Raw genomic sequence first — 23,678 nt, 5'->3', positions numbered from 1 at the left:
AAATTTAATTGGCAGAGCTGAATCCAAACTACTCTGCCAATTTTGATAATTCCTTAACGCTTTTCTCTACCAATAGGTTTTAATTTTGTAATTAAATTGAAGAAATTGAATTCAAAAATAATTTGGTTAACCGGATTGATGATAGCAGCTCAAATCACTTTAGCTCAAACAACAGAAATCCACACTTTTCCCAAAATCAAATCCCATCTGACCGTTCCGATTTCGATTCCGGTACCGGAAATCAATAACCTGATCAACATTTCGGTAACAGGCGTTTTGTATGAAGACAATTCCTATACCGACAATGACAACGACCAGTTCAAAGTAAGAGTCGAAAAAAGCGATAAAATCAAACTGACATCGCTCAAGGAAAACCGTTTCCTGATTGAAGTTCCGCTTAAAATTTGGGCAGAGCAAGGCTATGGTGGATTGGGTTATTACGTTTATCAGGACACCAATTTCAATGTGGTGATGAAATTTATTTCTTCTGTCGAACTAAAATCGGACTGGACACTTCAAACCCAAACTAAAACCAACGGTTTTGAATGGACCGTAAAGCCGGTACTGGATTATGGAACCGTTAAAATTCCGGTCGCTTCACTGATTGAAAAAACACTGACCGAACAACAAGCCAAATTTACCACCGTAATTGACGATAAAATCAAAGAAAGTTTTGACCTGAAACCCTATCTGCTGGCAGTTTGGAACAACTTCAGCGCACCGATTAATATTTCGGAAGAATACAATACCTGGCTTAAAATCACACCCGAAACGGTTTATATGTCGCCACTGAAAATTTATTCGGATTATGTGCAGGCCACCGTCGGATTAGATCTATATTCGGAAACTTTCATCGGCCAGATTCCTTTGCCTTCGCCATTGCAGGTACGCTTTCCGAATTTCATTCTCAAACAAAACCTCAGTTCAGACTTCAACCTGAAAACCACTGCCAATGTTTCTTATGATCAGGCAACCGCTCTGGCGCGTGCGCAATTCCTCGGACAGGAATTTGTCCTCACAAGCGAAAAAAACAAAGTGAAAATTACCGATGTAAAAGTTTATTCAGAAGATTTGTACGTGGTAATCGAAGCCGAAACTACTGGCGAAGTAACCGGCACTTCTTACATCAAAGGCTTTCCGGTTTATGACCGAGAAAAAAAGAAAATCGTCCTGACACAAATCGATTTCAAACTCAAAACCCGAAATCTTTTCCAGAAAGCGGTCACCACATTATTCGAAAGAAAAATCAAAAGAACAATCGGGGAGGAATACGGAATTCCCCTGGAAGACCTCATTACCGAATCCAAAAGAAGCCTGACGATGAGTTTCAACAAAGAATATTACCCCGGCATTTTCCTCAACGGCCGCGTTCAGGATTTCTATCCGAGCCAGATTTTACTTTTCAATCGCAATATGACCGTGGTGATGGATACCAACGCCAGCCTTCAGATGCGCGTGGACGGACTGAATTTTTAAAATTTGGGCACGTACAGCCGTAGTTTACTTTCGTTTTTGATTCAAAGTTCTACTACGGCTGTACCGGGCTTTACGTTGCAATCTTTTTACTTTGCCAGCTTTTAAAAAGCTAACAAATTAAAAAGGATTTCCACTGCAATCCCTCGTGCAACTTGCGAACGAATAAAAATTATTGCACGAAATCGTTGTAGTTACTACTGTTTGACAAAATTGTCAAAAAAAATTAAAGTTTCATTGTGAGATTTAAAAACTCGTTATATTTTTGCATTGACAAAATTGTCAAACAATAATGTTGAATTAATTAGTTAAATAAATATGTCAAAGCAAACCAAAGACATTGAAACCGAAGAACTCATTAAAAAGACAGCCAAAAGGTTGTTTTTTGGAGAAGGTAAATTCAATGCCACCACACAGGAAATTGCAGATTCGGCCGGTGTGAACCGCACTTTGATCAACTATTATTTTCGCTCAAGGGACAATCTTTTCAACCTAATTTTTGAAGATGCCGTTAAACGCGAAGAAAAATTGCGCGAAAAAGTGCTGTTTTCCGATTTGCCTTTCAAAGAAAAAATAGAAATGTATATAGACGATTCTCTTTTGCAAGCAAAAGATTATCCGTACTTGGAAACCTATATTGTCTCCCGCATAAACGACGGCTGCTTTTACAAAGAAGAAGACGAATGGGAAAAATTTATGAAACGGTTTTATGAAGAATTTGAAAATGAAGTTAAAAAGGGAACGGTCGAAAGAATGGAACCGCTTCAATTCATCCTCAATATTGCTTCGTTGGTTTCTTTCCCTGTCGCAATTCGCCCTTTGTTTCAATCCACAATGCGGATTTCCGATGCGGAATACGACAGAATTCTGAGCGACCGAAAAGAAATTATTATGAAAATTTTATTCAAAAATTAAAATATATGAACGTTAACCTAAAGAAATACATCGTTCTAGTTCTGATAGTTCCCGTGCTGGGTTTTGCGCAGGAAGTCAGACAGGTTTCGCTGCAAGATGCAGTGAATTATGCGTTGGAAAATCAGTCCGATGCGAAAAAAGCAAAGCTTCAAATTGAAAATTCAGAATATTTAATTCAGGAAGCACGTGCAGGTGCTTTGCCGAACATCAGCGCAAATGGTTCCCTTACTTACAATCCTATTTTACAGGAAACTGCCATTCCGGCGTCGAGTTTTCCGGGTGGGGAACAGTCGCCCGATCCTTTCATCGTGTTGGCAATGGGACAAAAATGGAATGCAGTCGGAGGTGTTTCATTGACACAGAATATCTTCGATCAGACGGTTTTCACCGGACTGAAAGCTGCACGTACCACCCGTGAATTTTATCAGATCAATGCGCAACTTACAGAGGAGCAGGTAATTGAAAGAGTCGCAACCGCTTATTACAACGTTTTTGTTCAGAAAGAACAACTGGAAACCATTGATAGTAGCTACGTAAATGTTTCAAAATCAAGAGATATCATCAAAAGTTTGTTTGACAATGGTTTGGCGAGGGAAATTGATTTGGATCGTGTAAATGTTCAGTTGATGAATTTAAGCACGACCCGTCAGCAATTGGTAAATGCCGTTCAGCTTCAGGAAAATGCACTGAAATTTTATATGGGAATGCCGATTGAGCAGCCTATTGAACTGGCAGAAGAAGAATTTGCAGTGGAATCCTATTTATTGACTGATGAGGTTGAGACGGAAAACCGCACCGAAATGAAAGTTTTGAAAAAACAGGAAGAACTTCTGGAATTACAGAAAGAAGCGCGAAAAGCAGCTTATTATCCGACTTTATCCTTAACTGCCGGTTATAATTATATGGGACAGGGCGACCGTTTCCCGATTGGTTCCGGATTGGAGAAAGGCGTTTATTGGTCAGATTTTTCATCCATCAGTCTGAACCTTCGCGTTCCGATTTTCAGCGGATTTGCCAATAAAGCCCGCGTAAGTCAGGCCGATATTGAACTGCGCACTTTGCAGGAAGACATCAGACAAACCGAATTATCGCTCGATCTGGAATATCAGAATGCCAAATCTCAGATAGAAAACAATCTAATAGCCATCGAAAATCAGCAGGAAAACGTAAATCTGGCGCAGAAAGTTGTTGACAATACTCAAAACAATTATCGCTTGGGGCTTGCAACTCTGACCGATTTGCTGGAATCTCAAAATGCACTGGTCGATGCCAAAAATAATTATTCAAATGCGGTGCTTCAGTACAAACTGGCCGAAGTCCGCTTATTGAAATCAAAAGGAGAATTAAATACATTAAAATAAAAAATCTATTATATGAAAATCGTTAGAACTATACTTACCATTGTCGTCGTGCTGGGGCTGCTTGTATGGGCCGGATTTATACTGGTGGGTAACAAAAAGAAATCGGAAGAGGAAACCAGAATCGTGGCGCAGGTAAACGACAGCATTGCCGTGAACGTCTCTCAGGTAAGTTTTCAGAATATCAATACAGATTATGTTGCCAACGGAACTTTTGAACCTTTTCAGGAAATGATGTTTCCGTCTGAAGTGAGCGGAAAAGTTGTCCGGGTTTTGGTGGACGAAGGAAGTTATGTACGCATAGGACAGACCTTGGCGGTAATTCGAGGAGATTCCCAGTCCATTGATCTAACAGCGGCTCAGGCGGCTTATCAGAATGCATTGACCGACAATCAGCGATATGAAAACGCACTCAACAGCGGTGGCGTAACCCAACAACAAGTAGACGCTTCCCGTTTGCAGTTAAAAAATGCAAAAGCCCAACTTGATCAGGCAAAACTGAGAGTGGGTGATATGAACATCCGCGCTACTATTAACGGTGTGGTAAATCAGCGTTTGGTGGAACCGGGTTCGTATGTTTCGCCGGGAACCAATATGTTTGAAATCGTCAATGTTTCGAGTCTGAAACTTAGAGTGGAAGTGGACGAAAGTCAGATTGTACGATACAAAGTCGGGGACAATATCAAAGTTACGGCAAGTGTTTATCCCGATAAAGAATTCGTAGGGAAAATTACGTTCATCGCACCCAAAGCGACCGCTTCTTTGAATTTTCCGGTTGATATTCAGGTTTCAAACAGCGCCGGTAACGAACTGAAAGCCGGAATGTACGGAACCGCTGTATTCTCTTCAAAAGAAGACGAGGTAAAAGCCAAACCGGTTTTGGTTGTCGCGCGTGAAGCATTTGTGGGCGGAATCAACAATAGCCAGGTTTTCGTGGTGAACAATGATGCAACGGTGAAACTTATAAAAATTTCCACCGGAAGAAATTTCGGGGAATGGATTGAAGTTCTGGACGGATTATCAGACGGACAAACCGTGGTAACCAGCGGACAAATCAACCTGACCGACGGCGCAAAAGTGAGAGTTATTGATTAAGAAGCGAAATTCGAAATTCGCAAAACGAAATAGTATGAAACTAGCAGAAATATCCATAAAAAGACCCACACTCGTTGTGGTCTTATTTACCATACTGACTTTGGGTGGTTTGTTTTCCTATACCCAGTTGGGGTATGAATTGATCCCTAAATTTGAAGTCAACGTAATTACGATCTCAACGGTTTATCCGGGTGCATCGCCATCTGAAATCGAAAATACGGTTTCCAAAAAAATTGAGGATGCAATTTCCTCACTCGAAAACGTAAAGAAAATCGAATCAAAATCCTACGAAAGTCTTTCAGTAGTAATGATCGAACTGAATACGGATGCCGATGTGAATTATGCGCTCAATGATGCCCAACGGAAGGTCAATTCCATTCTGGCCGATTTGCCAGACGATGCCGACCCGCCTTCACTCGTGAAATTCTCAATGGATGATATGCCGATTATTACCATTGCGGCAACCGCCAATATGAACAGCATTGAGTTCTATGATTTGTTGGACAAAAAGATTCAACCTATCGTTTCCCGTGTTCCGGGTGTTGCGCAGGTTAATATGGTCGGCGGACAGGAGCGTGAAATTCAAGTGAACATCGACCAAAACAAACTGGAAGGTTATGGATTGTCAATTCCGGCAGTTAGCCAGATGATTCAGGCTTCTAATCTTGATTTTCCGACCGGGAACGTCAAAACCCGTGAGAATTCAACACTGATTCGTCTTTCCGGAAAATATAAAACGATTGATGAACTCCGAAACCTTGTCATCAGCAGTCAAAACGGTGTTCAGGTGCGTTTGGGTGATATTGCCGATGTGCAGGATATGCAGAAAGATGCCGATAAAATCGCAAGATTAAATCAGTCCGATGCGATTTTGATTCAGGTAATGAAACAATCAGATGCCAATGCCGTAGCGGTTTCCGAAGCGGTTAAAAATGCCGTGGCGCAAATCGAAGCCGATTATAAAGCAAACGATGTAAAACTTCAGATTGCAAATGATACTTCTGAATTTACGCTTACCGCGGCCAACAACGTAATTTTCGATATTTTCCTGGCTGTATTCCTGGTTGCCATTGTGATGTTGTTGTTCTTGCACAGCATCCGAAATGCATTCATCGTAATGATTACGATTCCGGCGTCTTTGATTGCAACTTTCATCGGAATTTATTTTATGGGTTACACCCTGAACCTGATGAGTTTGGTAGCGCTTTCTCTTGTAGTCGGAATTTTGGTGGACGATGCGATTGTGGTTTTGGAAAACATTCACCGCCATATGGAAATGGGGAAAAACAAAGTCCGTGCGGCTTATGACGGAGCTTCCGAAATCGGATTTACCGTAATGGCGATTACGCTCGTGATCATCGTGGTTTTCTTACCGATTTCAATGAGTAATGATTTGGTTTCCAATATTATCAAACAATTTGCGGTAACGGTTATGATTGCAACCGGATTTTCTTATCTGGCTTCATTTACCATCGTGCCATGGCTTTCGTCAAGATTTGGAAAGCTGGAACATATGACCGGTAAAAATTTATTCCAGAAATTCATCCTTTGGTTTGAAGGTATTTTGGACAAATTCACGCACTGGATTTCGGGAATTCTGAAATGGTGTTTACGAACTTGGTACACCAAATTGGCAACAATTGTGATTGCGGTTGTATTGTTTTTTGGATCCTTTACATTGGTCGGATTTGGCTTCGTAGGAACAGAATTCTTCCCGAAAATGGATAAAAGCGAATTCTTGGTTCAAATTGAATTACCCAAAGACGCTTCATTGGAACAAACCAATTTTACCATTCAGAAAGCAGAGAAATTTTTAAGAGCTAAACCGGAAGTTGTAGATTTGATTACGATGGTCGGACAAACCAGTTCCGGATTTGGAGCAAGTCAGGCGACTTCTTATCAGGGTGAGATTGACGTAATTCTGACCGATAAAGATTTGCGGGATGACAATACTTTTGTATTTGCCGCCAAAACCCGTCGTGAACTGGAAAATTTATTGGTCAATGCCAAAGTAAGTACTATGCCCGTGGGGATGATGGGAGCAGACCAAGCGCCGCTTCAGTTGGTAGTGGTTGGTTCAACGCTGGACAGTGCGATGATTTTTGCCCGTAAAGCCGAAGCTGAACTTCGTAAAATTCCGGGAGCTTCCGAAATTGAACTTTCAGTTGAAGATGGAAACCCCGAAATCAACGTTCAGGTGGACCGTGATAAAATGTCGGCGTTGGGGCTTGATTTGAGTACCGTCGGAATGACGATGCAAACGGCTTTCAGTGGAAATACAGATGCCAAATTCCGTGCGGGCGAATATGAATATGACATCAACATTCGATACGATCAATTCAACCGTTCCGATATCAATGACGTAAGAAACTTGATTTTTGTAAACAATCAGGGACAGAAAATAAAACTCTCACAATTTGCAGATGTAAGCGAAAGTTCCGGTCCGAGTTTGCTGGAAAGACGTGACAAATCACCTTCGGTTAACGTAAATGCACAGGTTGTAGGTCGTCCGGTGGGTGATGTGGCAGCCGAATGGGAAACGAAATTCTCAGAAATTCCGCGTCCGGTTGGTGTAAGTTATATGTGGGGCGGTGATATGGAAATGCAGGGCGACGGTTTCAATACGCTCGGAATTGCCTTATTGGCGGCCATCATTTTGGTTTACCTCGTGATGGTTGGACTGTACAATAGTTATGTGCATCCGTTTGTGGTATTATTCTCGATTCCGCTATCCTTAATCGGAGTGATGATAATTCTGGCATTGACCAATAATTCCATCAATATTTTTACGATTTTAGGGATGATTATGCTGATTGGTTTGGTGTGTAAAAACGCGATTTTGATTGTGGACTTTACCAACCAGCGGAAAGAAGCAGGCGAATCTACCTACAACGCTCTTATTCAGGCGAACCACGCAAGATTGCGTCCGATTCTGATGACGACCATTGCGATGGTTTTTGGTATGATGCCAATTGCGATGGCAAAAGGAGCGGCTGCCGAAATGAACAACGGTCTGGCGCTGGTAATCATCGGTGGTTTGATTTCCTCACTTTTCCTGACTTTGATTATCGTTCCGGTGGTTTATTCGATTTTTGACGGAATCAGCCGAAGAATCGGAAAGAAAAAGAAAACCGATTATGCAGCCGAAATGATTGCTGATTACGATGCAAGAGAACTGAGCGATGATGGATTCACGCCCAAGCATTAATTCATAGAAAAGAATTTAAGTTTAAATTTTCATAGTTTTAAGTTGATGCCGGATGGTCTTTGAAAGACTTTCCGGTTTTTTTAATTATAAATTGATTCAGTACTATAAATTTCTGTCAGAATGGATTTAGGACTTAAAATTCCGTTAATCCACCGTTCAAACCCAAGGGAAATTACCTTATAATGCTTACTTTTGCACAAAATAATTTTGAATGGATTTCCACGCCCTGAAAGTAGCTTTAGTAAAAAATTTAACCAAAGATTCCGTACAGATTACCTTTGATGTGCCGGAAGAATTAAAATCCGAATTTCAATTTACTTCAGGCCAATACATCACGCTCGATATCAACGGTACGCGCCGCGATTATTCGCTTTGTTCCAATCCGCTGGAAGACGAATGGAGCATAGGTGTCAAAGCTGTAAAAGGAGGTAATATTTCTAAATATTTGACGCAAGATTTAAAAACCGGCGATGTTCTGAATGTGTCCACGCCCAACGGACGTTTCGGGATTCCCAGCAAACCCAACGAAAAACGAACTTTACTTGCTTTTGCAGCAGGAAGCGGAATCACTCCGATTCTCAGCGTCATTCGTTATACTTTGCAAACCGAAGAATGGGTAAATATTTATTTGTTCTATTCCAATAAAAACCCTGAAAAGGTAATGTTTAAGGAAGAATTGAAAGCCTTGCAAAAGCTTTATCCCAATAATTTTCATTTGCATTTATTCTATTCGCAACACCAATTGGAAGACTGGTTGTTTGAAGGAAGATTGGACGAACATAAATTCGAATTAATTCTCAACCAATTGGTGGATATCAATGAAGTGGATGAAGCGATGGTTTGTGGTCCGAATGAAATGATCAAGGTGATCGCAAACGAAATTTTCAAAGCCGGAATTCCTAAGAAACATATTCATTTTGAATTATTTACGCCCGATTATACGCCGCTCGACATTTTGCCTGAAGAAATGGATTCGCCCGACGATGTGCAAGTGACCGTAGAACTGGAAGGCGAAGTCAGTGAATTGGTATGGAACCGCGAAAAAAACTTGATTGACGCTATGCTCGATGCCGGAATCGAAGCGCCTTATTCGTGCAAAGGCGGTATTTGCAGCAGTTGTATGTGTAAGTTGGAAGAAGGCGAAGTCCATTTGGGAGATAATTTCGTGCTCACGGATTCTGACCGGGAAGAAGGTCTGATTCTGGCTTGTATTTCCCGTCCGAAATCGGCATCGATCAAAATTAATTTTGATGACATTTAAAACCCTGGATCTCCGAAATGAAGAATTCTGGAATGCGCTCACGCACGGCACGGGAGCCGTTCTTGCATTGATCGCTTTGGTTTTTCTGGTAGTAAACGCTTCTCTGAACGGTTCAGCCATTGATATTTTAAGTGCGGCAGTTTTCGGGACAAGTTTAGTTTTACTTTATTTGGCGTCTACTTTTTATCACGCTACAAAAAACCGCAGAAAGAAATTTCACCTTCGCAAAGCAGACCATCTTTGTATCTATCTTTTAATCGCCGGAACTTATACGCCGGTCACGCTGGTCGGGATGAAAGGCGCTTGGGGATGGGCGGTTTTCGGAATCATTTGGGGACTTGTTTTGCTCGGATTTATTTTCAAATTTTCAAGACTCAGAAAATCGGAAAAATTATCCTTAAGTCTTTATGCGCTGATGGGTTGGCTGATTATCATTGCACTGAAACCTTTGGTTGAAAGTTTATCGGTCGGAGCTTTGGTAATGATGGGAATCGGCGGATTATTTTATACGGTGGGCATTTTCTTTTATGTCAAAGACAAAATTCCGTATAACCACGCCATCTGGCATTTATTTGTTTTGGCCGGAAGCGCTTTTCACTTTTTTGGAATTTATAATTATATATTGCCTTAAATTTTCATGAGGATTCAATTTTTTCCCGACTGACTTTATACGGATTAAATCCCGGCAATTTCCAAAATTCTTCAGGACCGAGTTGATTGTAGAGCGGAATTTCGTCGTTGTAAATCGGATACATTCCCGCCAGATTGATTTGATAATCAGCGCCCACGTCGATGTTCATAAATTCATCTTTTTCAAAAATCAAGGGTGCAAAAATCAGAAATGCATCCATCTCTGAATCCTTACTGATTTGCTGTCCGAAATTGATCGTATTGCCGTAGGTAAAAGGAACACGGCCGCGCAGATGATTGGCGATATAACCAATCACAATTCCCCAATTGATTTCTTCGGATTCCACACAAATCGCAAGTTCGGGTCGATGTGTCGTCCAATCCGGATGCTCCACCAACGAAAGTCCGTACGTCACGGCTGTTATGTATCCGATGGTCGGATAATCCCTGTAAACAATGGCAGTCACGTTGTTCACGCCTTCTATCAGGCTTTCATTTTTGAAAAATTCAGGTTTGCGCTGAAAGATGCTGTCCAGATGTACTAAATATTTTTCGACTGGCGTCATTTGTTTATATTAAGTATTAAGTATCAGGTATTAAGAATTAAGACTTTAGAACTTCGTGTTTCGAACTTCGAATTTTGTGTTCCGACTTATTTAATTTTTTCAAATAGAAATTTTCCTCCGCCTTGCAAAAGGGTGAATGCTTTCAGGTCGTTTGCAAATTCCATTACAATTCCGGCCGGCTCAAATCTAAATTCAAATTCACCGGTTTTATCCAGTGGAAATGGCGCTTGTCCTGTTGCCTGCGCAAAATATTTTCCGTCTTTTTCGCTAACGGAAATATCCATTCCAATTTGAGAATTGCTGAATGTACCTGTAAATCCCGGCTGAACATCGGCAGTATTTTGCGCAAAACTCGGAATTTCAAATTCTTTTCCGAAAACCGAACTCAAAATGGCGATGGCAATGTCATTATTGTTAAAATTAGAACCATTTGAAGTCAGCGCAAAGGAAACTTTTTCATTGGGAAAATAACCCCACATAGAGCTGAATCCGTCAATTCCACCGGTATGACCATAAGCTTTTTTCTCGTAAAACGGAATTTCAAAAATCCCCAGACCATAGTCATTTTTGATGGTTTTCATAGTTTCCAGATTCTTTTGCGAAATAATTTTCCCGGCAAATAAAGCTTCTCCAAATTTGATAATGTCTGCAGGCGTGGAAATAATTCCGCCTGCTCCTAAAGGAATTGACATATCGGTTTCCGATTCTTTTACCCATTCCCGTTGATAAGTATAAGAATTGGCTTCGTTATTTTTTAGGTTAATTTTTCCGCCGAATTGCGTGTTTTTCAATCCCAGCGGTTGCACGATTTCCTCATTCAGAATTTCGCCAAAAGATTTTCCGTAAACATTCTCCAGAATCAGCGTCAGCAAAACATAATTCGAATTGCTGTATTCGCCACGACTTCCCGGTTCAAATGCCGGTTCGTAAGCATAAATCTTATCGAGCATTTCGGCTCCCGAATGTGCTTTTGTATTCCAAGTCAGATATTCAGAATCATCCGTAATACTGTAAACACCGCTGTGGTGGTTCAATAAATCCTGAATGGTGATTTTATCGGCATTTTTAAGTTTCGGAAAAAAATTCTCAATGGTTTTTTGAATGTCCAAACGACCTTCATCGGCAGCTTTTAAAATCAAAGCAGCCGTAAAAGTTTTGGATATGGAACCAATTCTGAATTTGGTTTGGGCGTTGTTTTTCTTTTGAGTTTCCAGATCGGCATAACCAAGACTTCGCTCGTAAATGATTTTACCGTTTTCGGCAATGGCAATGCTTCCGTTGAACTTATTGTTTTCTTCGATTGCATCGAAATATGGGTCGAGTTTCGTCTTGTCAATTTGAGCCTGAAGACTGGCGAAACTGAGCATAAATGCAAAAAGAATAATTTTTTTCATTGTATAAATTTAGAATTAAACAGGAATAACCGGACGGGGATTTTTGGATTTGATTTCGGCGATCCAATAAATCAGTTGTCCGATTCCGCTTACAAATACCATAATCAGAATCCAGACAAGTCGCATATTGCTGTTGTTGGCTTCCAAATTTGGGTTTTTGGCTGCATGAAGAATGAAATAAATCAGACTGCAAAGCGAAAGTAAAACCGCGAGCATAATCATCACAAAGAAAATTCCGAAGCCTGCAAAAAATGCAATCGGCGGTTCGTTATGGATTTCAGCGTTTTCGTCAAAATTCTCTACCTGCATGATCATCGTAAAGAAAAATACAAAATAGCCGATAATCATTAAACCGAATAAAATCATCGGTGCGATGGCAAGAAAAGCCTGAAGTTTTGAGTTGTTGAGCATAATTTTGGTTTTAATTATAGGTGCTGAATTCGTAACATTCGTTACAAAATTCTCTCAAAACATCAATCTACAAAACCTGCACGCTTCATCAAAGCATCGTTGCTTGGCTTCTGTCCACGGAATTCTACATACAAATCCATCGGATCCACACTTCCGCCTTTTTCCAATAAAGTCTTGAATTTTTTAGCCACTTCGGGATTGAAAATTCCGTTTTCCTTGAAATACGAAAAAGCATCGGCATCCAGAACTTCCGACCATTTGTAAGAATAATATCCCGAAGAATAGCCGCCGTTGAAAATATGCGAAAAAGAAACGCTCATATTGGTTCCTATAACCGACGGATAAACATTCGTCGGTTCAAATGCTTGGTTTTCATAAGTTTCTACCGAATTGATTTTCAAAGGATTTTCACCATGCCAAGCCATGTCCAGCAAACCAAAACTTAACTGACGCACCGTTTGATAACCTTCCATATAATTCGAAGCATTTCTCACTTTCTGGATCAATTCCTGAGGAATGGTTTCACCGGTTTTATAATGCTGCGCAAATATTTCCAATACTTCGGGTTCGTAACAGAAATTTTCCATAAACTGCGAAGGAAGTTCAACGAAATCATACAAGACATTCGTTCCCGAAAGACTTTCATACGTACTGTTAGCAAGCATTCCGTGCAGCGCATGGCCAAATTCGTGGAACAAAGTTGTCACTTCGCTAAAAGTCAATAGGGAAGGAGTATCGGCCGTTGGTTTTGTGAAATTACAAACGATGGAAATATGCGGTCTTTGCATTTTTCCATTGATGTTGGACTGTCCGCGGAAATCGGTCATCCAAGCACCGGAACGTTTTCCTTCACGTGGAAAAAAGTCCGTATAGAAAAGTGCCAGATGATTTCCCTTTTCGTCCAGAACTTCGTAAACATTCACATCTTCGTGGTATTTGTCGATGTCATTTCGAAGTTTAAATTGAATTCCAAATAATTTTTCGGCTACCTGAAAAGCACCGCCCACTACTTTGTCCAATTGGAAATAAGGTTTTAATTCATCTTCCGAAAGACTGAATTTTTCCTGTTTTACTTTTTCAGCATAATAAGCATGATCCCATCTTTCCAACTGAGAAATTCCATCTATGGACTGGGCATAATCCTGCAAAAGCTGAACATCTTTCAGTCCAAATGATTTGGATTTTTTCAATAAATCATCCAAGAAATCTTTGACGGTTTCAGGTGTTTTGGCCATTCTTTCTTCCAAAACAAAATCGGCGTGGGTGTTGTAGCCTAGTAAATTAGCACGTTCCAGACGAAGTTCTGCAATTCGCATTACATTTTTTTCGTTGTTGTATTCATTGTCCTGAAATGCTTTTTTCGAATAAGCCATATAAAGTTCCTTGCGCAAATCCCGATTTTCCGCATAGGTCATAAACGGAAGATAACTCGGAATTTGAAGTGTGAAAGTCCAACCTTGCTGATTTCTTTTTTCGGCTTGGGATTTTGCTTCTGCGATGACATAATCGGGAAGTCCTCTTAGATCGGATTTATTGGTAATATTTTTTGAATAAGCATTGGTTTCCGCCAGTGCATTTTGTCCGAACTGAACCGATAAACCTGCCAGTTCTTTGTCGATGGCTCTTAATTTTTCTTTTTTTTCTTCGCTTAAATTCGCGCCGTTTCGGCTAAAGTTTTTATAGGATTTATCGAGTAATCGCAATTGTTCCGCATTCAGATTCAATTTGTCTTTTTGGTCATAAACCGCTTTTACACGCTGAAACAAAACCGGATTCAGACGTACGTCGTTGCTGAATTCGGATAACATCGGTGAAACTTCCTGTGCAATTTTCTGAATTTCATCATTGGTTTCAGCTGAATTCATATTGAAAAAAATGGAAGAAACCCGACTGAGTTGTTCGCCTGAAGTTTCAAGCGCCAAAATTGTATTCTCAAAATTAGGCGTTTCCGAATTTTGGCAAATCGCATCGATTTCCTGTTTGGCATTTTCGATGGCAATTTGAAAAGCGGGAAGATAATGCTCGTTTTTTATCTGACTGAAAGGAACGGACTCAAAAGGCGTATCGAATTTTTGTAACAAAGGATTTTCCATTTGATTTTGACTGATTATTAGGATTAAAAAATATAAGAACTTCATTATTGGTTTATTTTAGGGTAAACAAATTTAGGAATAATAAAAGATTTCATAAAAAAACCCGCTCAAGCGGGTCTCTACAAATTTTCATATTGTAAGGGTGGTTAAAGTAAAAAGGGTCACAAATTTATTAGTTTTCGTTTCAAATCTTAAGGGTATATTGAAACAGCTGACAAAGCTAAAGCTTGAGTTTGAAATATAAAATAGCTATATGTAGGTATTTTTACCTTTTTTTGAAACGATTGAAATTAGATTTTTTCGAACCTCCTGAATCAGTTTTTGTTTTTTGTGTTCTGGGTGGCCGCGGCTGCTTTTGTTTGGGTGGTGATAACTCAAAGTTTTCCATCGGAAAAGGATTATTTCCTGCTTTTGGGATTTTCATCCCGATGGTTTTCTCGATATCTTTGACATATTCTTTTTCATCAATGTCACAAAGCGAAATAGCAATACCTTCTGCGCCGGCACGTCCGCCACGACCAATTCTGTGGACATAAGTTTCCGGAATATTTGGAATCTCAAAATTCACCACATATTTCAGTAAATCGATGTCGATCCCGCGTGCGGCAATGTCTGTTGCAACCAGCACTTTTATTTTCTTATTTTTAAAATTATTCAAAGCATTCTGACGCGCATTCTGGGATTTATTTCCATGAATTGCCGCACCTGAAACTCCGAGTTTTGCAAGTGCCTTTACCAATTTATCTGCGCCATGTTTGGTTCGCGTGAAAACTAAAGTGCTCTCTTTAATTTGATTTTGAAGTAAATGATGTAAAAGCTTGATTTTGTTTCCTTTATCTGTGTAATAAATTTCCTGTTGAATGGTTTCCGCGGTAGTGGATTCCGGCGTAACTTCTACTTTTATAGGTTGATGAAGAATGGAGTTAGCCAATTCCTGAATGGGTTTGGGCATAGTGGCCGAAAAGAAAAGAGATTGTCTTTTTGCCGGCAGGATTTTCAGTAATTTTTTAATGTCGTGAATGAAACCCATATCGAGCATACGGTCGGCTTCGTCCAATACAAAATATTCAATATCTTTTAATGAAATAATGTTCTGTCCGATTAAATCCAGCAATCGTCCGGGCGTAGCTACCAGAATGTCCACACCGTTTCTTAGTCTTCCAACTTGTGGTGTTTGCTTGACGCCTCCAAATATGACCGCATGTTTCAGAGGAAGATGTTTTCCGTAATCGGCAAAGCTTTCCTCAATCTGAATCGCTAATTCGCGCGTAGGTGTAACAATCAATGCTTTGATGGATTTCTTATTGTTTTTGTTTTTTCCATTTTCCAAAAGTTGAAGAATAGGGATGGCAAAGGCTGCGGTTTTTCCGGTTCCGGTTTGGGCGCAACCCAAAATATCTTTTCCGGCAAGTACTTGAGGGATAGATTGCTGTTGAATGGGTGTCGGATTTTCATATCCGAGTTCTTCCACAGCTTTTTGGATGGGATCGATCAATCCCAGATTTTTAAATGTAATCATTTGTGAATTCTACCTGATTTGTGTTCCGATTCTTATTGAATTCGGAAACGTTATTTTTTTATGTTTTTTTAGGGCTGACTGATGTGAAATTCTCTTCTAATAGCATCTTTTTTAGGAAAAAGAACAGCCCTACTTTTGAAGTTAACGGATCGGTTTATCTGATCTGAAAAGAATTTAACCGCTGCAAAGGTACGAAAAGTATTAAGATTTAAGTGTCAAGAATCAAGACTTTCAAATTACCCTCTACATCAACACAAAAATTTAAGCCTAATTAGCGATTTTCAAATCTCTAAATTTAGAACTATCTTTACCAAAACTTTGTTGAAAGGTTATGGATGATGTAAAACAAAAAAATTACGAAGTAGTAAAACAGGTTTTTACCCATTTTCTGGAGGAACATGGGCACCGGAAAACACCTGAACGTTACGCGATTCTGGAAGAAATTTATTCGACCGATGAGCATTTTGATATTGACCGTCTTTACATTATGATGAAAGACAAAAAATACCGCGTGAGCCGTGCTACTTTGTACAATACTATTGAACTTTTGCTTGACGCCAAACTGGTGCGTAAACATCAGTTCGGAGATCAGCAGGCACATTACGAAAAATCATATTTTGATAAACAACACGACCATATTATCCTTTCAGATACCGGTGAAGTGATTGAGTTTTGCGATCCCCGGATCCAGACAATCAAAGCGACTATCGAAGAAGTTTTTGGCATAAAAGTAGATAGCCATTCCCTTTATTTTTATGGCAGAAGAAATCAATAAACGACTGAAATTCTTATCGGTTTTTATCATCCTGTTTTCAGGGATCATGACCTTCGGACAAACCCGTCCCGGAAGTCAAAATCCGCCTGTGAAAAAAATCAAGCATCTGCATTCCGATGTGATGCGGGTTGACCCTGAAAAATTTGAAGGCAATCATTTCGCTTATGGAAAAGTTGGTTTTGAACATGATGGCACACGTCTGTATAGTGATAGCGCAGTTTATTATCAGAAAGAAAATTTTTTCCGGGCATGGTCCAATGTCCGCATGATCAACGATACAGTTTCCATGACGTCCGACAGTCTGGAATACGATGGAAATACAAAAATAGCCAAAGCTTTTGACCGCGTTCACATGAAAGATTCTAAATCAGAACTTTTTGCGGATTATGTCGAATATAATCGCGTGACCGATGTTGCAATAGCTTCCGGCAATGTAGTAATGGTGGATCCAAGCCAGCGGATTGAAACGCCCTACATGGTCTATGACCGCAAAACCGGCATTGCCAGAACCGATCAGGGAGCCATCATTCGGGGAAGTGACGGAACCGTAACGCATACCCAAATTCTAGTGTACAATTCCAATACGAAAACTATTGATTTCGACCGGAATACAACCATAGAAACACCGGATTATCGGATTAATTCCGATAAAATGATAATGAATCAGGCGACCGATGTGACGGATTTCATCGGACGCACTACCATCACAGATCGTAAAAATCCAAGAAATTATATTTTAATGCCGGAAGGCGGCGGAACTTTTAACAAACGTACCGGCGAAGCTTTTCTGAAGAAACGTTCCACAGTTTATAGGGACGGAAAAGAATTGCATGGCGACGAAATGTATTTTAACGATAAAACCGGATACGGCTGGGCAAAAGGTGATGTTCTAATCGATGATCCCGAAGAAAAACGTTTCATCAGAGGTGAATACGGAGAAGCTTTTCGTGAACTCGATTCGGCTTATGTGACCGGAAATGCTTATGCGGTGAAAGCTTTTTCGACTGATTCGCTTTATTTCCATGCTGATACCATCATGGCGGTGCAGCGCAAAGATTCCACCAGAGTTTTGAAAGCTTACTTCAATGCCCGCTATTTTAAAAGCAATGCGCAGGGGAAATCGGATTCTATTTTTTATAATGAAACCAACGGACTGATGAAATTTTTCCGCGATCCGATTATGTGGTCAGGCGAACAACAAATTACCGGTGATACGATTTATGCTTATAATAATCCCGTAAAAGAAATGATGGATTCTGTACGGGTTTTCAATAATTCGTTTGCCATTTCAAAAGTGGATTCGCTAAATGATAAAGAATTCAATCAGGTAAAAGGTAAATTTATGACTGGATATTTCCTGAACAACAAACTCAATCTGGTCGAAGTTCATGAAAATGCACAAGCCATAAATTTTGTGGATGATGAAGACGAAAAGACCCAAACCAAAGAGAGAATCGGAATCAATACTTCGGATTGTGGTATCATAGAAGCTGAAATAAACGGAAACCAGGTCGATGTTTTGGCTTGCCGGATCCAGGCAACTTCCAAACTATATCCCGAATCTAAACTTCCTGAAACTTCACGTTATCTAAAAGATTTCAAATGGAGGGGCGATGAAATGATGCTCAGATGGCAGGATATTTTTGATGATCCGCCCGAATATCTTGAAGTAAGAATCAAAGAGGACTCAACCGAAACAGCTGAAACCGAAAGAATTGATCTGGAGGAAATATTAAATTCAAATAATAGTCAAATAGATTCGCAAGAAATAGAAGAACCAGATGCCGTAAATTTATCTGATCCAGTTTCTGATGAACAAGCAAAAGAAAATGAAGAATAATCCGTTTTAGATTAGTATTTTTACCAATCAAACAGGAAGATTGAAAACCTAATGCATAATGAAAACATTTAAATATTTTTTACTGCCCTTTTTATTCGTTTTATCAAGTTGTTACATATATAAACCTTATGAATTCAAGGAATCGGCGATGACTACAGGTACTTCTTCGTCCAAACCGACTATGAGTTCGTTGCGAAATGACAGTGGTAAGGGGCTTAATCCAAAGGATGATGCGGAAAGAAAACGTAAAGAAGCAGAGATAGAAGAGAGAAAAAGAGGAGAAGTAGGAATGCCTGTGAACACAGATCCTACTCAAAATAATGCCCAGACTCCGTCTGTTTCACCTGATAAAAAACAAAGAACCGGGAATTCATCTCAGTCCAGAACAAGCAATGCAAATCCGGAAGAAGATGCCAACCTGGAGCAAATCGGAATCACAGATGGAATAACGTCAGTGGATAGTCTGAAAATTAAAATCCAACCCAATAAATATTACAAAATAACAGCTGAGGGAAAACAATATAAAATCCAAGCCGATCAATGGGAGGGAGATACGCTGGTTTCGCATATTTTGCGCAAACCTGAGAAAGTTTTGAGGTTTCATAGCAACCAGATAGAAGAAGAAGCATTGATGGAAAGAAGATTTTCAAAACCTTATTCCGATTTGATTACAGTCGGTGCATATGTTGCCGGTGGTGCAGCTGTTTTATTACTCGTTTTGTAATGAATTCACAAGATTTAAGAAAAGACTTTTTTAAATATCAGGCAAAAACCACAAAATTTGCTTCCGGATTTGAAGTCGATTATGCAAAAGGATCTTATGTGTATGGCAAGGACGGGAAAGCCTATTTGGATTTTGCCGCAGGCGTTTCGGCCAACACACTCGGACATTCACATCCGCGCGTAATAAAAGAAATAAAAGAACAAGCCGAGAAACATCTTCATGTAATGGTTTACGGCGAATATGCCCAGGAAAAACCAGTACGGCTTTGCCAAATGCTGGCAGAAGTTTTGCCCGAACCGCTCGACACTACTTACCTTGTAAATTCCGGGACAGAAGCCATCGAGGCTTCCATGAAATTAGCCAAACGTTTTACCGGAAAAGAAGAAATCATTGCCTGCAAAAATGCTTATCATGGCAATACACAAGGTTCGCTCAGTTTGGCAGGAAGAGAGGAGAAGAAGCGTGCATTCCGGCCGCTTTTGCCTATGATTAATTTCATTGAATTTAATTCTGAAGAAGATTTAGAAAAAATTACGAATAAAACCGCAGGTGTTGTAGCGGAAACCATTCAGGGCGCATCCGGATTTCGTTTGCCGCAAAATAATTACCTGAAAAAACTTAAACAACGTTGCGAAGAAGTAGGAGCCTTGTTAATTCTGGATGAAATTCAACCCGGATTTGGCAGAACCGGTAAATTATTCGCTTTTGAGCATTATGATATGGTGCCAGATGTTCTCGTGATGGGAAAAGGAATGGCAAGCGGAATGCCAATTGGTGCTTTTACGGCCAGTGCAGAAATTATGGACTGCCTTTCGCATAATCCGAGTTTGGGGCATATCACCACTTTTGGCGGTAATCCCGTGATTGCAGCTGCTGCTTTGGCTACGCTTGAAGAATTGCTGGAATCCGAGCTGATGAATCAGATTGATGAGAAAGAAAAACTATTCAGAGAATTATTGGTTCATCCAAAAATCAAAGCGGTTCACGGTCGCGGACTAATGCTTGCTCCAGAATTAGAATCGGAAGAATACGCATTGGAAGTTGCCGCCCGATGTATGGACAAAGGACTGATTCTGTTCTGGCTGATGTACAGCATTCAAAATCTGAGAATTACGCCGCCATTGACGATTTCAAAAGAAGAAATCAAAGAAGGATGTGAAATCATTCTGGAAGTCTTGGACGAAATTTGATTTCGAAAAAAAATAACATAAAACTCAAAACCCATAACTCGCAACTCATGAACGTATTAGCCCAAAGAATAGACGAAAACATAGCACGTGTGGCAGATTTTCCACAACCCGGAATCCAATACAAAGACATCACGACTTTGTTTCAAAATCCCGAGCTGTGCAACGAAATTGTAGAAGCTTTTGCGGACTTTTCTACCGGAAAAATTGATGCCGTTTGCGGAATTGAAAGCCGAGGATTTCTTTTCGGAATAATGATTGCCCAAAGGCTGAATCTGCCTTTCGTTTTGATCCGAAAACAAGGAAAACTTCCGCCACCCACAATTGCGGAATCTTATGATTTAGAATACGGAACCGCAACCATTGAAGTTCAATCGCAATACATAGAAAAGGGGAGTCGTTTCCTGATTCATGATGATGTTTTGGCGACCGGCGGAACAGCCGAAGCTACAGCGAAATTAATTGAAAAATGCGGAGGAATCGTTTCTCAATTCAGTTTTATCGCTGATTTGACTTTCCTCAACGGAAAAGAAAAATTAAACAGATTTACTTCAGATATCCAAAGTCTGGTGAGTTATTAATTCGTAAATAGAAATTTGAAAATCAAATAATTTCCTTTCTGAAAGTCTTCCTTCTTTTATGGATAATAGGATCATAATCTTTCCAAAGTAGCTGTACGCTTTGGTTATCCTCCAGTTCAGGATTGGTTTCCAGGTATTTGATATTGTGCTTTTTGAAGGTTTCATACATTTCCTTGAAGATGATAGAAGTGATGCCTTTTCGCTGGTACTTGGGATGAACGCCAATCAATACAAATTCTACCGTATCGTTCTTTTTCTGTGCCCTCATCAAATGAAACCATCCGAATGGAAAAAACCTACCTTTTGCTTTCTGTAAAGCTTTGGCATAAGAAGGCATTGTAATGGCAAAAGCACATAGTTCACCATCTCCGTCTTCTATAAATGTAATGTAATCCGGGTTTAGAATGGTTGAATATTTTTTGGCATAAAATGCTTTTTGTTCTTCCGTAATAGGTACATAGGTTTCCAGCTCCTTGTAGGATTCTTCCAATAAATCAAAAATAGGTCCTATATAAGGCTGCATTTCTTTTGAATTTTTGAAATGCAGTAATTTAAGTTTATATCTTTCCTGAACGAGGTTGGCAAACTGAAAAATTTTATCGGAAATAGTTTCCGGTGCATGAATAAAATTTTCCACCCATTCTTTTTCCTTTACAAATCCGAGTTCTTCCAGATGTTTCTGGTAATAATCGTAATTATATTGTCCGATTGCAGTTGCCAAACGGTCAAATCCGAAGGTAAGTAATCCGGCTTTTTCGAGATTGGTGGCACCCATAGGACCCTCCATAAATTTCAGTCCGTTTTCACGCCCGACTTCTTCTACTTTGGCGAAAAGCGTTTTTGTAACTTCTATGTCGTCAATCACATCAAACCATCCGAATCGTATCTTTTTGACATTCAGCTCATTTACTTCTACTTGATTGATGAGCGCTGCAATCCGACCGGCAATTCTTCCGTCTTTATAAGCCAGAAAATAGCGAGCTGTAGCATGTTTGAATGCAGGATTTTTTGAAACGTCCAGACTGTTTACTTCTTCAACGAGAAGTCCTGGGACGAAATAGGGATTGCCTTTGTACAAATCCATCTGGAATTTTACAAAGTCTCTAAGTTCTCTCTGAGAGTGGATTTCTTTGATTTCGATACTCATAATGGTCGGCAAAGATAGTGTAAACTACCGATTTATGTTAAATCCTTTGTCCAAATACATTTCCGTAGCGAATTTTTCCAAATTTTGTGAGGTTTTGAACAAAACCGAATGGAAGTTCGGAATTAACAAAGGTGCATTTTTCGGACTGGCAATTATCGAAATAGCTGTCGAAAGCAAAGGTTCGTTCGGATCGCCAAATGGCAATAAATTTTCCAAAAACTGGATTTCGTTAATTTCCTGATTGGGCACAATTCCAAAGCTCGGACTCGACTGATTTTGCGAATTTTTATAATCAAAAACAATTGGTTGCATGGCCCATGTATGTGACGGATTTACATTTTCGTTGGTAGTATAATAATCCTGTGGCGAATCATACAAGGTAATCGAACCTACCGTTTTTCCGTAAGTTTTGGTGCCGATGGTAACTACCTCAATGTAAGGACGAAGGCAACTGATGAGCATTTCACTTGCCGAAGCCGAATTGCCGGTTGTTAATACATATAATTTACTCAGATTTAATTGTTGAATTGTAAAAGTTCCGTTTTCTTCCAGATTGTCGTTATAGGTTTTTCCTTGGGATTCAAATTTATAGGTCATATTATTATTGGAAGTTTTGGCATTGAAAGTCAGTTTGGTAAAATCCTGTTGGTTAAATTGTCCCGTAATCATACTTCCCAGATAAGCAGAAGTCTGAACCGATCCGCCGCCGTTGTAACGCAGATCCAGTATGAGGTCTGTAATTCCCTGCGCTTTGAATTGTCCGATTGCATCATTTAATTCATCGTTGAAATTGGCACGGAAACCGTTGTAAACCAAATATCCGATTTTATTTGAACCAACCGTAATCACTTCGCTGTGATGTACCGGATTTTCCTGTATCTGTACTTTGGTAATGGAAACCTGTTGATCCCCATCGAAAACTTGTCCGTTTTGAATATATCCCAAACCAAAAGTCGCCGAATTTTCAGAAAGTAACTGGGAATAATTTTGGTCGGTAAGCTGAATGCCATTTATTCTCGTGAAAATATCGCCGCGCTGCAAACCTGCTGTGGAAGCAGGAGAATTGGGAAGAACGTATTGAACATACCCAAAAACCTGACTGGAATTGGCTTGCTCATAAACCAGTCCGTATTTCATTCCGAAAGTTTTATTGATTCCTGCAAAAGCATTATCCAAATCGTGGTAATCATTTACAATCCATGAAAAACGGTCGGTATTTCCATAATCATGCAAAAGATTGAAAAAGAGCTCATCTGTTTGCTGCGAATTCAAAAAAGAATTGTATTCGCCGTCAGAAGAAAATCGGTCATCGGTCAGGTCGGGAACATCGGCTTGCCAATAATACCAAAGATTCAGCGCTTTCCAAACAAAGTCGTTGGCCGAAACCGAAGGCGGAAGGCCGTTGTCATCATCATTTTTACATCCGGCAAGGAAGATGAGCAGGATCAGAGAAAATATTTTGTATTTCATTTTTTAAGAGAAATTAATTGTATTTTTAAAA

19 protein-coding genes are annotated in these 23,678 nt (G+C 39.9%); 12 read left to right on the top strand and 7 right to left on the bottom strand.

Going from position 1 to position 23,678, the window contains the following annotated elements; genetic code table 11:
- The first annotated feature begins 105 nt into the window (after positions 1–105).
- The 7 genes from WBF63_RS11830 (at position 106) to trhA (ending at position 9,941) form a co-directional block, all read left to right on the top strand.
- Positions 106–1,476, top strand: coding sequence for a DUF4403 family protein (locus tag WBF63_RS11830; RefSeq protein ID WP_424369926.1), 1,371 nt, complete (start codon positions 106–108; stop codon positions 1,474–1,476).
- Positions 1,477–1,791: 315 nt separating this feature from the next.
- Complete coding sequence (locus WBF63_RS11825) at positions 1,792–2,388, top strand: TetR/AcrR family transcriptional regulator (RefSeq protein WP_424369925.1); 597 nt, start codon at positions 1,792–1,794, stop codon at positions 2,386–2,388.
- Between the two features lie 5 nt (positions 2,389–2,393).
- Positions 2,394–3,749: a TolC family protein gene (locus WBF63_RS11820; protein WP_424369924.1), complete on the top strand. Its 1,356-nt coding sequence runs from the start codon at positions 2,394–2,396 to the stop codon at positions 3,747–3,749.
- Positions 3,750–3,761: 12 nt separating this feature from the next.
- Positions 3,762–4,841, top strand: a complete 1,080-nt coding sequence (locus WBF63_RS11815; protein WP_424369923.1) for an efflux RND transporter periplasmic adaptor subunit — start codon at positions 3,762–3,764, stop codon at positions 4,839–4,841.
- A 34-nt stretch (positions 4,842–4,875) separates the two neighbouring features.
- The gene (locus WBF63_RS11810; RefSeq protein WP_424369922.1) at positions 4,876–8,049 is read left to right on the top strand and encodes an efflux RND transporter permease subunit; all 3,174 of its coding nucleotides are present in this window, start codon (positions 4,876–4,878) and stop codon (positions 8,047–8,049) included.
- A 211-nt stretch (positions 8,050–8,260) separates the two neighbouring features.
- Positions 8,261–9,310: a 2Fe-2S iron-sulfur cluster-binding protein gene (locus WBF63_RS11805; RefSeq protein WP_424369921.1), complete on the top strand. Its 1,050-nt coding sequence runs from the start codon at positions 8,261–8,263 to the stop codon at positions 9,308–9,310.
- Positions 9,300–9,941, top strand: a complete 642-nt coding sequence (gene trhA / locus WBF63_RS11800; protein WP_424369920.1) for a PAQR family membrane homeostasis protein TrhA — start codon at positions 9,300–9,302, stop codon at positions 9,939–9,941. Before WBF63_RS11805 ends, trhA begins: the two co-directional genes overlap by 11 nt.
- Before the next feature lie 4 nt (positions 9,942–9,945).
- On the opposite strand, the gene WBF63_RS11795 is transcribed toward trhA, so the two are convergent.
- From WBF63_RS11795 to WBF63_RS11775, 5 genes are all read right to left on the bottom strand, one after another.
- Positions 9,946–10,506: a suppressor of fused domain protein gene (locus WBF63_RS11795; protein WP_424369919.1), complete on the bottom strand. Its 561-nt coding sequence runs from the start codon at positions 10,504–10,506 to the stop codon at positions 9,946–9,948.
- 86 nt (positions 10,507–10,592) lie between these two features.
- Positions 10,593–11,900, bottom strand: coding sequence for a serine hydrolase domain-containing protein (locus WBF63_RS11790; protein WP_424369918.1), 1,308 nt, complete (start codon positions 11,898–11,900; stop codon positions 10,593–10,595).
- A gap of 15 nt (positions 11,901–11,915) precedes the next feature.
- Entirely contained in the window at positions 11,916–12,311 is a 396-nt protein-coding gene (locus tag WBF63_RS11785; protein WP_424369917.1) for a hypothetical protein, read from the bottom strand.
- Between the two features lie 62 nt (positions 12,312–12,373).
- Positions 12,374–14,404 (bottom strand): M3 family metallopeptidase, encoded by a 2,031-nt coding sequence (locus tag WBF63_RS11780; RefSeq protein ID WP_424369916.1) that lies wholly within the window; start codon positions 14,402–14,404, stop codon positions 12,374–12,376.
- A gap of 265 nt (positions 14,405–14,669) precedes the next feature.
- The gene (locus WBF63_RS11775; protein ID WP_424369939.1) at positions 14,670–15,920 is read right to left on the bottom strand and encodes a DEAD/DEAH box helicase; all 1,251 of its coding nucleotides are present in this window, start codon (positions 15,918–15,920) and stop codon (positions 14,670–14,672) included.
- Positions 15,921–16,254: 334 nt separating this feature from the next.
- Between WBF63_RS11775 and WBF63_RS11770 the strand changes: the two genes are divergently transcribed.
- From WBF63_RS11770 to WBF63_RS11750, 5 genes are read left to right on the top strand one after another with little or no spacing between them, the layout of a single operon-like run.
- A complete protein-coding gene (locus WBF63_RS11770; protein WP_424369915.1) occupies positions 16,255–16,698 on the top strand; it encodes a Fur family transcriptional regulator in 444 nt (147 codons plus the stop codon).
- Positions 16,679–18,538 carry an OstA-like protein gene (locus WBF63_RS11765; RefSeq protein ID WP_424369914.1) on the top strand — a complete coding sequence of 620 codons (1,860 nt, stop codon included), beginning with the start codon at positions 16,679–16,681 and terminating at the stop codon, positions 18,536–18,538. The genes WBF63_RS11770 and WBF63_RS11765 overlap by 20 nt, the downstream gene beginning before the upstream one ends.
- 58 nt (positions 18,539–18,596) lie before the next feature.
- Positions 18,597–19,262 (top strand): hypothetical protein, encoded by a 666-nt coding sequence (locus tag WBF63_RS11760; protein WP_424369913.1) that lies wholly within the window; start codon positions 18,597–18,599, stop codon positions 19,260–19,262.
- Complete coding sequence (locus WBF63_RS11755; protein ID WP_424369912.1) at positions 19,262–20,452, top strand: aspartate aminotransferase family protein; 1,191 nt, start codon at positions 19,262–19,264, stop codon at positions 20,450–20,452. Before WBF63_RS11760 ends, WBF63_RS11755 begins: the two co-directional genes overlap by 1 nt.
- Before the next feature lie 47 nt (positions 20,453–20,499).
- Positions 20,500–21,030: an adenine phosphoribosyltransferase gene (locus WBF63_RS11750; RefSeq protein ID WP_424369911.1), complete on the top strand. Its 531-nt coding sequence runs from the start codon at positions 20,500–20,502 to the stop codon at positions 21,028–21,030.
- A gap of 22 nt (positions 21,031–21,052) precedes the next feature.
- Here WBF63_RS11750 and WBF63_RS11745 read toward each other — a convergent pair whose 3' ends face one another.
- Positions 21,053–22,180, bottom strand: coding sequence for a GNAT family N-acetyltransferase (locus WBF63_RS11745; RefSeq protein ID WP_424369938.1), 1,128 nt, complete (start codon positions 22,178–22,180; stop codon positions 21,053–21,055).
- A 21-nt stretch (positions 22,181–22,201) separates the two neighbouring features.
- Complete coding sequence (locus WBF63_RS11740; RefSeq protein WP_424369910.1) at positions 22,202–23,647, bottom strand: S41 family peptidase; 1,446 nt, start codon at positions 23,645–23,647, stop codon at positions 22,202–22,204.
- Positions 23,648–23,678 lie beyond the last annotated feature (31 nt).

It is taken from the genome of Moheibacter sp., from assembly GCF_049672845.1.
GTDB lineage: Bacteria > Bacteroidota > Bacteroidia > Flavobacteriales > Weeksellaceae > Moheibacter.
This window is presented reverse-complemented; position numbering and strand designations above follow the sequence as displayed.